The sequence below is a fragment of the Aquitalea aquatilis genome, assembly GCF_005155025.1.
Lineage (GTDB): Bacteria > Pseudomonadota > Gammaproteobacteria > Burkholderiales > Chromobacteriaceae > Aquitalea > Aquitalea aquatilis.
In genome coordinates, this window is record NZ_CP039731.1 from 2,308,142 (window position 1) to 2,320,344 (window position 12,203).

General features: G+C 60.4%; 10 protein-coding genes. 6 read left to right on the forward strand and 4 right to left on the reverse strand.

Translation table 11 applies throughout. From position 1 onward, the window contains the following. Positions 1 to 22: 22 nt before the first annotated feature. Positions 23 to 355 carry a BON domain-containing protein gene (locus FAZ30_RS10845; RefSeq protein WP_124643580.1) on the forward strand — a complete coding sequence of 111 codons (333 nt, stop codon included), beginning with the start codon at positions 23 to 25 and terminating at the stop codon, positions 353 to 355. Positions 356 to 422: 67 nt separating this feature from the next. On the opposite strand, the gene FAZ30_RS10850 is transcribed toward FAZ30_RS10845, so the two are convergent. Further along, positions 423 to 776, reverse strand: a complete 354-nt coding sequence (locus FAZ30_RS10850; protein ID WP_124643579.1) for a DsrE/DsrF/TusD sulfur relay family protein — start codon at positions 774 to 776, stop codon at positions 423 to 425. A 289-nt stretch (positions 777 to 1,065) separates the two neighbouring features. On the opposite strand from FAZ30_RS10850, the gene putA reads away from it, so the two are divergent. From putA to FAZ30_RS10870, 4 genes are all read left to right on the forward strand, one after another. Next, on the forward strand, positions 1,066 to 4,662 hold the full coding sequence (gene putA, locus FAZ30_RS10855) for a trifunctional transcriptional regulator/proline dehydrogenase/L-glutamate gamma-semialdehyde dehydrogenase (protein WP_137009397.1): 3,597 nt from the start codon (positions 1,066 to 1,068) through the stop codon (positions 4,660 to 4,662). A 203-nt stretch (positions 4,663 to 4,865) separates the two neighbouring features. Then, positions 4,866 to 6,095, forward strand: coding sequence for a branched-chain amino acid ABC transporter substrate-binding protein (locus FAZ30_RS10860; RefSeq protein ID WP_124643577.1), 1,230 nt, complete (start codon positions 4,866 to 4,868; stop codon positions 6,093 to 6,095). 137 nt (positions 6,096 to 6,232) lie between these two features. Then, the gene (locus tag FAZ30_RS10865; RefSeq protein WP_124643576.1) at positions 6,233 to 6,976 is read left to right on the forward strand and encodes a metallophosphoesterase; all 744 of its coding nucleotides are present in this window, start codon (positions 6,233 to 6,235) and stop codon (positions 6,974 to 6,976) included. 252 nt (positions 6,977 to 7,228) lie between these two features. Next, positions 7,229 to 7,582: a cysteine-rich CWC family protein gene (locus FAZ30_RS10870; RefSeq protein ID WP_124643575.1), complete on the forward strand. Its 354-nt coding sequence runs from the start codon at positions 7,229 to 7,231 to the stop codon at positions 7,580 to 7,582. A gap of 8 nt (positions 7,583 to 7,590) precedes the next feature. Here the strand turns inward: FAZ30_RS10870 and FAZ30_RS10875 are convergent, their stop codons facing one another. Next, on the reverse strand, positions 7,591 to 8,724 hold the full coding sequence (locus FAZ30_RS10875) for a M14 family metallopeptidase (protein WP_124643574.1): 1,134 nt from the start codon (positions 8,722 to 8,724) through the stop codon (positions 7,591 to 7,593). Positions 8,725 to 9,132: 408 nt separating this feature from the next. On the opposite strand from FAZ30_RS10875, the gene FAZ30_RS10880 reads away from it, so the two are divergent. Then, on the forward strand, positions 9,133 to 9,954 hold the full coding sequence (locus FAZ30_RS10880) for a response regulator (protein ID WP_158613577.1): 822 nt from the start codon (positions 9,133 to 9,135) through the stop codon (positions 9,952 to 9,954). 76 nt (positions 9,955 to 10,030) lie between these two features. On the opposite strand, the gene FAZ30_RS10885 is transcribed toward FAZ30_RS10880, so the two are convergent. Both FAZ30_RS10885 and FAZ30_RS10890 read right to left on the reverse strand, forming a co-directional pair. After that, positions 10,031 to 10,966 carry a p-hydroxyphenylacetate 3-hydroxylase reductase component gene (locus FAZ30_RS10885; RefSeq protein ID WP_124643572.1) on the reverse strand — a complete coding sequence of 312 codons (936 nt, stop codon included), beginning with the start codon at positions 10,964 to 10,966 and terminating at the stop codon, positions 10,031 to 10,033. A 31-nt stretch (positions 10,967 to 10,997) separates the two neighbouring features. Then, a complete protein-coding gene (locus tag FAZ30_RS10890) occupies positions 10,998 to 12,167 on the reverse strand; it encodes a p-hydroxyphenylacetate 3-hydroxylase oxygenase component (RefSeq protein ID WP_124643571.1) in 1,170 nt (389 codons plus the stop codon). Positions 12,168 to 12,203 lie beyond the last annotated feature (36 nt).

Consider the following 12,203-nt stretch of genomic DNA (forward strand, 5'->3'; position numbering starts at 1 on the left):
TGACCTGTCGGGAGTCATGGCAATGAAAATAAATCATCTTGGATTAATGCTGTTGGTGCTGTTGCCGATCAATCCGGTCCGGGCCTTGGGCATGCTGTCGATTGATCCGGTAGCAGAGCATGTGGCCGTGTCGAATATTTCGGCCGATGAAAAAATTGCCTGGGAATTGAATGAAGTGTTGAAACCACTGGCCGATGGTTCGGGCTCCGTGGTCCGGCCACAGGTTAAAGCGGGGATGGTGAAATTGCTAGGCTCCAGCCCCAATCGCGATACCGTGCGTCATCTGCTGGAAGTGGCCGCGAATGTACCCGGGGTGCGTGAGGTCCGCTCCGAAATACTGATCCGTCCTATCTGAATCCTTGTTGCTTGAAGTGAACTGCCCTTTGGCCTGCCTTCCCCCCGAGAGGCAGGCCTCTTTTTTGTCAGAAGCTGAGTACCTTGTCGGCGGCCAGCGTCCATTCAGCCAGCTCGGGCATGCTGCCGATCTGCACGCCCGGCAGTAAGCGGTCTGCCAGCAGGCCACGTGCATCGGCACAGCTACGGCAAACGTGTACCTCGGCGCCCAGCGCGATGGCTTCGCTCAGCATTTCCCCCAGATTGGGTGGCGTGGCCACGGCTTGCTGGCTCATGGCGGTGCTGACGGCATCGGACAGCAAGAACAGTCTGACACGAGCGGCCCCTGGGTGGCTTAGCAAGGCAAGGGTCAGGCGCAAGGCGCTGAGCATGCGCTCGCTGCCGTAGGGGCTGGCGTTGACGGTCAATAAAATAGTTTGCATAGAGCTTCCTGTGATCGACTAAAACACTTGCAGGGGCAGGTGCTTGTGGCATTGGGCCGTTTTCTGGCAGACATGGGGTGCTGACGTTGTGGTCATGCAACAAAGCGGCATGTGTGGCCTACCGCCGATAATAGGACAAGCAGCTTGATTTTCCTTGATCTGTGGCCAGTCGCGGCCCATGTGGCTGTAAGAATATTTTATATTGTCGAACAAAGAAAAATGCAATTGTATACAATAGGCAAATCTTAACCGGTACAAACCGGGCTGCGAACAAAATCGGGAGTTTTCCATGCAATTCGAGGTGTTTGCCCTAAACCAGAGCGCTTTGCGCGATGCCATTACATCCGCATATCGCCGTGACGAACAGGAATGTGTGCAAGCCTTGCTGCCGCAAGCTGCCCTGCAGCCGGCACAAGTCACTGCCACTCAGGAACTGGCCCGCCGTCTGGTCAGCCAGGTGCGTCATGAGCGTACCCGCTCCAGCGGGGTGGATGCCCTGATGCATGAGTTCTCGCTGGACAGCGCCGAGGGCATTGCCCTGATGTGTCTGGCCGAAGCACTGCTGCGTATTCCTGACAAGGAAACCGCTGACAAGCTGATCCGCGACAAGATCTCCCGTGGCGACTGGAAAGCCCACTTGGGCAATAGCTCGTCGCTGTTTGTGAATGCTGCGGCCTGGGGCCTGGTGGTCACCGGCAAACTGGTGTCCTCGCATAGCGAGCAGGGTTTGTCCGCTGCCATGACCCGCCTGATTGCCAAGGGTGGCGAGCCCTTGATCCGCAAGGGTGTGGACATGTCCATGCGCATGCTGGGCAAGCAGTTTGTGACTGGCGAAACCATCGAGCAGGCGCTGGAAAACGGCCGTGAGCGCGAAGCCCGCAGTTATCGCTTCTCCTACGACATGCTGGGTGAAGCCGCCATGACCGAGGATGATGCCCAGCGTTACATGAAGGACTATGTGATGGCGATTCACGCCATCGGCAAGGAGTCTGCCGGACGTGGCATCTACGATGGCCCGGGCATCTCGGTGAAGCTGTCGGCCATTCATCCGCGTTACAGCCGTGCCAAGCGCGAACGCGTGATGAGCGAGCTGTACGACCGCCTCAAACAGCTGCTGTTGCTGGCCAAGCAATACAATATCGGCCTGAATATCGACGCCGAAGAAGCCGACCGCATGGAGCTGTCGCTGGACCTGCTGGAACAGCTGGCTTTTGATCCGGACCTGGCCGGCTGGAATGGTATCGGCCTGGTGGTACAGGCTTACCAGAAACGCTGTCCTTTCATTATCGATTATCTGGTTGATCTGGCTCGCCGTTCTGGCCACCGCTTCATGGTGCGTCTGGTCAAGGGCGCGTATTGGGATGCCGAAATCAAACGCGCTCAGGTTGATGGCTTGCCGGGTTATCCGGTGTATACCCGCAAGGTGTATACCGATATATCCTACCTGGCTTGCGCCAAGCGCCTGCTGGCGGCACAAGACGCCATCTACCCGCAGTTTGCCACCCACAATGCTTACAGCCTGTCAGCCATCTACCAGCTGGGTCAGGGCCTGGATTACGAATTCCAGTGCCTGCACGGCATGGGTGAGACCCTGTACGACCAAGTGGTGGGCAAGGACAATCTGGGCAAGGCCTGCCGTATCTATGCACCGGTAGGCTCGCATGAAACCCTGTTGGCCTATCTGGTGCGCCGCTTGCTGGAAAATGGCGCCAACAGCTCATTTGTTAACCGCATCGTCGACGAAAATGTGTCCATCGACGAACTGGTGACCGATCAGGTGGCCGAAGCCGCCAGCCATGGCGGCGAGCCGCATCACAAGATCGCTCTGCCGGTGTCCCTGTACGGCAGCGAACGCAAGAATTCCAAGGGGCTGGACCTGTCCAGCGAACACGTGCTGGCTGCGCTGCAAATGGGCCTGCAGGCGTCTGAGCAACAAACCTGGAGCGCATTCCCGCTGCTGGGTGATGCCGATATCAATGTTGGCGATAGCCAGCCGGTACGTAATCCGGCCGATCATGCCGATATCGTCGGCCAGGTGATCGAAGCGACTCCCGAGCATGTGGAACGCGCGCTGCAGCTGGCTGAATCTGCGGCCGCACGCTGGGCGAATACCCCGATTGCCGACCGAGCAGCCTGCCTGAACCGCATGGCCGAGCTGATGGAAGACCACATGCCGGCGCTGATGGGCCTGGCCGTGCGTGAAGCCGGCAAGACCCTGAGCAATGCCATTGCCGAAGTGCGCGAAGCAGTGGATTTCTGTCGTTACTATGCCGCGCAGATCGTGGCCAATTTTGACAATGCCACCCACCAGCCGCTGGGCCCGGTGGTGTGTATCAGCCCGTGGAACTTCCCGCTGGCCATCTTCATTGGCGAAGTGACCGCCTCGCTGGCTGCCGGTAATCCGGTACTGGCCAAGCCGGCCGAGCAGACCAACCTGATCGCTGCTTACGCCGTACGCCTGCTGCACGAAGCCGGTGTCCCGCGTGACGTGCTGCAATTGCTGCCGGGCCGTGGCGAGATCGTCGGTGCCGCACTGACCAGCGACCCGCGCATTCAGGGCGTGATCTTTACTGGCTCCACCGAAGTGGCGCAAATCATTAACCGCACCCTGGCCAAGCGTGGCGAAGACGTGGTGCTGGTAGCCGAAACCGGTGGCCAGAACGCGATGATTGTCGACAGTTCGGCGCTGCCGGAACAGGTGGTAACCGATGTGTTGAGTTCGGCTTTCGACTCCGCCGGTCAACGCTGCTCCGCGCTGCGCGTGCTGTATCTGCAAAGCGATATCGCCGACAAGGTGATTGCCATGATCAAGGGTGCCATGGCCGAACTGACCGTGGGCAACCCGGCCCAGCTGAATACCGACGTTGGCCCGGTGATCGATGCCGAAGCCCAGGCCGGCCTGCTGGCGCACATCGACAAGATGAAGTCGCGTGCGCGCTGGACCTACCAGACCCCGCTGACCGACGCTTGTCAGCAGGGTACTTTTGTTGCGCCTACCCTGTTTGAAATCGACAACCTGTCCGATCTCACCCGCGAAGTGTTCGGCCCGGTACTGCATCTACTGCGTTTCGACGCCAATGAGCTGGACAAGGTGGTCGCCGAGATCAACAGTACCGGCTATGGCCTGACCCACGGCATTCATAGCCGCATCGACGAAACCATCAACGACATCGTCAGCAAGATCAAAGTGGGCAATGTCTACGTCAACCGCAATATCGTGGGTGCCGTAGTGGGTGTGCAGCCGTTTGGCGGCGAAGGCAAGTCTGGTACCGGCCCCAAGGCGGGCGGTCCTTACTATCTGTATCGCCTGACCCGCGCCCACTGGCAGCCCAAGCTGGCCTTGCAGCCGGTGAGCGCCGACCTGTCCGGTCTGGACAAGCTGGCCGGCGTGGCCACCAGCCTGGGCGTGAATGGCCTGGATGCGCGTATCGCGGCCGCCCGCCGTGCCTCGCCGCTGAGCCATCAGGTTTGCCTGCCCGGCCCGACCGGCGAAAAGAACACGCTCTGCTTTGCCGCCCGCGGCAAGGTAGGGTGCGTGGCCAGCAGCAGTGCGACGCTGGCCGAGCAACTGGTGGCCGTCATGGCTACCGGCAATCTGGCAGTGCTGGCGGACTCGCCGGCCAATCGCCAACTGGCCAGCGCGCTGGCCGGCCACGTCGAGCTGGTGCAAGACGTGCTGGCCGCCGAGCTGGATGCCGTGCTGTACGAGGGTGATGCCGCCGCCAAGGCGCGCCAGCAACTGGCGCAACGTGATGGCGCGCTGATTCCCCTGCTCCTGGCCGGTGAAGAGGGCTACAACCTGCACCGTCTGGTGGTGGAGCGCGCTGTCAGCGTCAACACCACGGCGGCAGGGGGTAATGCCAGCCTGATGAGTATCGGTGACTGATGATTTACCCTCCCGCGACCGCTCCGCTGTTTGGCGAGAATGGTCACAAAGCGGGAGGGAAGATGACAATCTGTCAAACGCCACTTGTCATGTGCTGTCGGCATTGGAATAATGCCGCCAGCGTTTCAACTTACAACAAGCTCGCTGCATGAGATCTGTCCGCCACAAGCGGACAGGAGAGACCGAAAGATAGAGGATTCAAGATGCAATTCACCAAGCTGACTACCGTTACCATCGCTGTCGCTGCCGCCCTGGCACTGTCTGCATGTGGCAAAAAAGATGACGCAGCCGCTTCGGCTGGCGCTGCTTCCGCTCCGGCGGCTGCCGCTGCCGGCGATAGCGTCAAGATCGGCTTCGCCGCTCCGCTGACCGGCCCGCAAGCTCACTACGGTGAGGAATACAAGAACGGCGTGACCCTGGCCATCGAAGATGCCAACGCCGAGAAGCCGACCATCGGTGGCAAGCCGGTGACTTTCGAACTGAACGCCCAGGATGACCAGGCCGATCCGAAAACCGCTACCCAACTGGCACAGAAGCTGGTTGACGACAAGGTTGCCGGCATCATCGGTCACTTCAACTCCGGTTGCGCCATCCCGGCCTCCAAGATTTACTCCGACGCCGGCATTCCGATGATCTCCATGGCGACCTCGCCGGTGTTCACCGCACAAGGCTTCAAGAACACCTTCCGCTCGATGACCTCCGACACCCAGCAGGGTAGCGTGATGGGCAAATTCGTAGTGGATACCCTGAAGGCCAAGAAAATCGTCATCGTTGACGACCGTACCGCTTACGGCCAAGGCCTGGCTGACGAATTCGAAAAAGCCGTCAAGGCTTCCGGTGGCGAAGTGGCCAAGCGCGAATTCACCAATGACAAGGCGACTGACTTCGCTGCCATCCTGACCTCCATCAAGGGTGTAAACCCGGATGTGGTGTTCTACGGTGGTGCTGATGCCCAGTCCGCGCCGATGGCCAAGCAGATGAAGCGTCTGGGCCTGAAGGCTCCGCTGATCTCCGGCGAAATGACCAAGACCCCGAACTTCCTGCAACTGGCTGGCAAGGACGCCGAAGGCAGCATCGCTTCGCTGGCTGGCCTGCCGCTGGAACAAATGCCCAAGGGCAAGGAATACGCCGACAAGTACAAGGCACGCTTCAAGGCTGACGTAGCCACCTACTCGCCGTACGGCTATGACGCTACCCGCGCCCTGATCCAGGCCATGAAGGATGCGAACTCCACCGATCCCAAGGCTTATCTGCCGGTTCTGGCCAAGATCAAGTACTCCGGTGTGACTTCGGCTAACTGGACTTACGATGACAAGGGCGACCTGAAAGACGGCGGCATCACCGTGTACAAGGTTGAAGGCGGTCAGTGGAAGGTTATGCAAACCATCGGTGGCGGCGCAGCTGCACCGGCGGCGGCTTCCGCAGCACAGTAATTCGCAGTTTATTGCAACATGCCAACGGCGCCGACTCGGCGCCGTTTTTTATTGTCTGAGGCGCGACTCCTTCCCGCAACAGCCGGCGAGCCGGGCATAATGGATGCGGTATAGCTATCAGATCGGTGTGATTTCGCATGAGTGAGTTGTTTGTCAGCCTGCCGGCCAATCAGCAGGGGCGGGATTTTGTTGTGGGCGATGTCCACGGTTGTTTTACCGAGTTGCGCGCCTTGCTGGAGCAGGTGGTGTTTGACGGCAGCCGTGACCGCCTGTTTTCTGTGGGTGATCTGGTGGATCGGGGGCCGGAATCGCGCCAGGTACTGGAGTGGCTGGCCAAGCCATGGTTTTATGCCGTGCGTGGCAATCACGAACAGATGGCGCTGGATTTTGATCTGGCCGATACCGATGGCTGCGAGCGCTATCTGCATAATGGCGGTGGCTGGTTTATCTGCCTGGACGAGTTGGACAAGCAGGCTTACCGCACTGCGTTCAGCCGCCTGCCGCTGGCCATCGAGCTGCCCAGTCCGCACGGGCTGATCGGCTTGCTGCATGCCGATTGTCCGCAGGATGACTGGAATGCGCTGCGCGAGCAGCTGTCTCTGCCCCAGCCCTGGGGCGAGGAGGGGGGCCGGCTGTTGCGGCAGATCATCTGGTGCCGTCTGCGAGCACGCGGTACGCCGCGCCAGCCGGTGCGCGGAGTATTCATGCTGTGCGTCGGTCATACCCCGCAGCGGGAAGTCCGCAGCATCGACAATGTGCGCTACCTGGACACGGGTGGTGTCTATGGCCGCAGCCTGAGCATGCTGCAGCTGGATATATTGCAGATACACAGCATCGGCGTGGCGGACAAGGGCTATTCCAGTGCGGAGCTGGATGGCTGAGTACAGATTGTCTGGTTTAAATCACCATGTCATGCTGTGCCGTTGATATCATGTCGTCTGTATTTCGGGTGCCTGGTCCCGCGTGACGGGTTAGTGCTGTTCCCCTTGTTCAGATTGTGCCTTCATGCATTTCTCTTCTAGCATTTCCGCTCTTGCCATACCGGCCATCGCCTGTGGCAAGGCTGCATTTCCCTCTCTTTCCCTGCGCTGGCCTACTGGCATGCTGCCTGAGCCAGGCTGCGGGGTCGTGGCATGAACGGCACCATTCCTTCTCCTTGCCAGCAGCGCTGCCAGCTGGATGATGCCGGCGAAAGCTGCCTGAGCTGCCGCCGTACCCTCAAGGAAATTGCCGGCTGGCCCGGCTTCAGTGATTTCGAGAAAAAAGCGGTGTGGAATCGCCTGCTGGCTTTGCCGCCACAAGGGCAGTGCAAGCAGTGCCCGGCGTGTGGCGACAGTTTCACTTGTCGTGCAGGGGATGCGGCAGAGGAGTGCTGGTGCGCCAGACTGCCACACATCATGCCCCTGGTGCCGGAGGGCAGCGACTGTCTGTGCCCGGCCTGCCTGCTACAGGCGCTGGCTACCCAGCCACCCGCCGCAGGCGTCTAGCTATTGCCTCAGGCTGACAACAGCTTGCCTGACTTGAATGCCTGTGCCGTGGCCACCTTGGCCACTGTCATGCCGGCGGTGGCATAGGGGTGTAGCTCATGGGCATACAACATGCCGCCATGTGCCGAACTGAGCACCGTGACCTTGTCCTGCAAGGGGTCGATGACTTCTGCTACGGGCTGTCCGGCGGCCACCACATTGCCTGGTGCGACCAGGAAACTCACCACCCCTGGGTGGGGCGCCACCAGGTTTTCCGAGCCAGCCAGCGGTGTGGCCGGATAAGGCAGTGCTGGCTGCGCGGCTAGGCTGTCGGTGGCGATCAGGCCGCGAAAGCGCAGGAAGTCCAGAATGGCAGCGGCATCCTGCCGCGCCAGCTGCTGGCTGACCTGGTGCTGACCACGTAGCTCTACCGTGACCGACAGGCAGGCCATTTCAATCGGCACATCCAGCCCGTCCTGCTGGCACAGGGCCTGCAGTTCCCACCAGGTTTGGCTGCAGGCTTCATCGAAAGGATAGTCGCCGGAGTCGGTGGCCAGCAGTTGCGCATGCGACTGCAGATAGCGCGCCAGCGGTTCGCACTGCTCCCACAGCGGGGTGCCGGTATACACGTGCAGGGCGGCGTTGCAGTCGCAATGCAGGTCGAGCACGATGTCGGCGTCGGCGGCCAGCTGCATCAGGTTTTTGCGCAAGCTGACCAGCTCGCTTGGCTCAGCCAGCTGTTGCAGATGCTGACGGATGGCTGCGCGGATCAAGCGGGTGTTGGCCTTGGCATCGGCACCCAGCTGTCCTTTCACTGCGGCATAGACCGCCGTGGTCAATTGCGGATAGTGGCGGTTGAAATTCTGCCCGCTGGCCAGGTCGAAACGACCCATCTGGTAACCCTGAATCGACTGCGCATGACCAATCGGATTGGCCTGTGGCACCAGAATGATTTCCCCGACAATTTTCCCCTGCTGTTCCAGTTCGCGCAGTGCCTGCTTCAGCACCCAGGCGGTCAGCATGCCCGGTAGCTCGTCGGCATGCAGCGAGGCCTGGATATAGGCTTTGCCGGCGCTGCTGCCGGGCTGGCCAAAGTGGAAGCTGGATAGCTGACGCTGCGTGCCCAGGCAGCTGGATGTCAGGGGATGTTGGTGGTGAATCATGCTTGCTCCGTGTTTGCCGCAATAATGTGCTGGCCTGGTGGCCATCAGACAGCAATGTAGCGCTTTGCATCGCAGCTGTCTGCACCGATCACCGTGTGCGATCTGGTCAAGCGGACCGGCCGGTGGCGGCTGTAGCCAGCTGAGGCTGCTTTGCCACACTGTTCGCCATTGCCGACGCTATTTTTCCACCATGGGCTGCGATGGCAGCATGATCAGAAATTTCCTATTGTTTGTTAAGAAAGAACCCGGATAGTGATGCCGTTCCCCTTTCTAAGCTTAAACAGGCTGCAGTGTGGCTGCGTAGAACAAGCGGGCAGGCCGTAACATGATCTGAAGCTTGCCGGAGGCGGAGTGTCTGAATAATCAGAAACAGGTGTCAGTGTCATGTCAAATAATCAAATGCTTTCGATGAGGCAAGGTCTCGCCAGCAAGCCGCTGGCCGGGGTGTCGGAATCCGGCCCTGCCGGCTATGGTCAGTCCGAGCTGCAAAATGCGCCGGAAGGCGCGCTGTGGGCCGAGGGTTTGCAGCCGCATGTCCTGGTGGCCGAGGATAATCTGGCCAATCTTTTCCTGCTCAACAGCCAGTTGCAGCGCCTGGGGTGCAAGGTGGTGGCCGTCAACAACGGGCAGGATGCGCTGGAGCAATGGCGGCAGGGGCAGTTCGACTGCCTGCTGACCGATCTGAGCATGCCGCAGCTGGATGGCTTCTGTCTGGTGAAACAATTGCGCGGTGAGGGAGATCAGCGGCCGGTGATCGGTATTTCTGCCGACCCGACCGAGCAAGACCAGCAACGGGCCATGGCGGTCGGTTTCAATATACTGTTGGCCAAGCCGGTGGCGCTGCCTGTTCTGCATACCACTTTGTTGCGTTTCAGCCTGGGCAGCAGCATGCAGCGCTTGCCGGTGTATGCCGGCAGCAGTCTGGCCGCCTTGTTTGATGGGGATGCGGTGCTGATGCGCAAGTTTGTGGCCAAGCTGCTGGCCAGCAATGAGCAGGATCTGGCCGAAGCGCAGTCCTTGTTCCGCCAGCAGCAACTGTGCGAGCTGGCGCATGTCCTGCACAAGATCAAGGGTGCCGCGCGGCTGATCGACGCCCAGCAAGTGGGACGTGACTGTGAACAATTGGAGAAAGCCTGCAAGGCGGGGAATCCGGAACAGATCGACATCTTGTTGCAGGACCTTGCCTGCCGCCTGCAAGAGCTGGCGCAGCGCCTGCAGCGCATGGTGTAGGTGGGGTTAGACGTGGCTAGACAACAAGGGCAGGGAGCCTGGCTCCCTGCCCTTGTTGCATGCTGCCAGCGCTTGCTTAGCGGTGGCGGATGATGGCGCGCAGGATGTTCTTGAGTGCGGCCACCTCCTGTTCGCTGAAGCCTGCCAGCATTTCCCTTTGCTGCTGTTCGGCCAGATCGTGCAGCGCTTCAGCCTGTTGCATGCCTTGCGGCGTCAACTGGTAGTGCTGCTGCTGCCTGCTGATCAGCTCCTTGCGTTGCAGCATCTCCATGGCCTGCTCCACCTCGCGCTCCGGCATGTTGACTTCGCCATGCAGGGCGGCGGCCTCCAGACCGTGTTCCAGCACCAGCAGCATGCGCGCCTCGCTGATGCGCAGGCCGGTTGCCATCTGGCGCGGCTGGTAGTGGTGCTGGTAGGCCCGCACTGCCTGGGTCAGCAGGTAATAGATATTGTCGTTCAGCCGCCGTTGCAGCGAATCGCTGGCCGGTGGTGCGGCATCTTTTTTCTGCTGCAGGCTGTGGGGGAAGGCCATGGCATAGCTGCCCTGGTGATACAGCAGCGGGGCGCGACCAAAATCATCCAGTGCCACCACCTTGCCGATGACGATCCAGTGGTCGCCCCCTTCATGCAGGACATGGCGCTCACAGACAAAGCGCGCGGCACAGCCTTCCAGCAGCGGCACACCGCCGGCTCCGGTTTGCAAGGTCAGGCCGGCAAACTTGTCCTCGGCCGGGCGGGCAAAGCGGTTGGACAGTTCGATCTGGTCTGCTGCCAGGATATTGACGGCAAAGTGGCTGGCGTCGCGAAACACCGGGTAGCTGCCGGAGCGCTTGTCTATGCTCCACAGGATGAGCGGCGGGTCGAGCGAAACCGAATTGAAGCTGTTGGCGGTAACGCCAACCTGCTGCCCATCCGGCCCGCAGGCAGTCATCACCGTGACCCCGGTGGCGAAGTTGCCCAGAGCACGGCGGAACAGGCGCGGATCGTCGGCGCTGGCTGGTGTGTGATTCATGCTGGTCTCCTTTATTATTTTCTTGTCGGTCTCAGACCATGCTCGGGTCAGGCTCCAGGCCCATCAACTCGCGTCCCAGAATCTGGGCGCAGACATCGTAATCGGTGTAGGCATGGGCGCCGGTCATGTGCGAATCGCGGAACAGGCGTTGCAGCTCGTTGCCCTCCATCCAGCTGGTGGCACCGGCAGCACTGAACAGTCGGTCCACTGCCTCGATGCACATCTTCACGGCATAGGCCTGATTAGTGCGCCAGAAGGCCAGTGTCTCGCGGCTGGGGTATTCATGACGACGGCCATGGGCGGCGTGGTCCTGCCAGGTTTTTTCCAGAAAGGCACGGGCAGCGGCAATCTGATGAGTGGATTCGGCCAGTCGCATCAGCGCCGGGGTCGCGGTGCCGACATTGACGCCGGTATAGGCGCGCACGCGGTTCTGGGTTTTCTCCTTGAAGGCCTGCAGCATGCGTTCGGCCAGTCCCAGGCTGATAGAGGCGAAGCCGCTGGCAAAATAAGGGCGATAAGGGGTGTAGAAGATAGCGCTGTCCGGGTAGAGGCCAAAGCCACTGGAGCGGCCTTCCATCATGTCCTTGGCGGCCTCGATACGGTGATTGGGGATGAAGGCATTGCGGATCACCAGCGTTTTGGAACCACTACCTTTCATGCCCATGGCGTACCAGTTGTCGCGGATTTCGTAGTCGCTGCGCGGCAACACGCCAAAGCTGTATACCGCTTCGCCGGCTGCATTCTTGCGGCGCATGCCGACAATGGCCCACTCGGCGTGATCGCAGCCGCTGCTCCAGCCCATTTCACCACTCAGATACACTCCGCCTTCGGCTTCTTCGATCTGACTGAAAGGGGCGATACTGCTGCTGGCGGTGGCATCCGGGTTGCTGCTCCATACCTCGTCTTGCAGACGCTGCGAGAACATGGCCAGCTGGTGGCTGTGGGTGCACAGCAGGCTGAAGGCCCAGGCAGTGCCGCCACAGGCACCGGCCAGCGCGGCGACGCAGTCGGCAAATTCCGGCAGGGAGATTTCCAGCCCGCCATATTTCTTCGGCTGGAAGGCGCGGTGCATGCCTATGCTTTTCAGCAGGCGGATATTGTGTTCCGGTACCTGGCGCAGTTGTTCTGCTTCATTGGCATTGGCGGCGATTTCCGGCAGGATGCGTTGCACTTCTGCCAAGAGGGTGTTGTTGGCGCTCATGATGTTCTCCTGTTGCAGCTGGGTATTTAATTAACA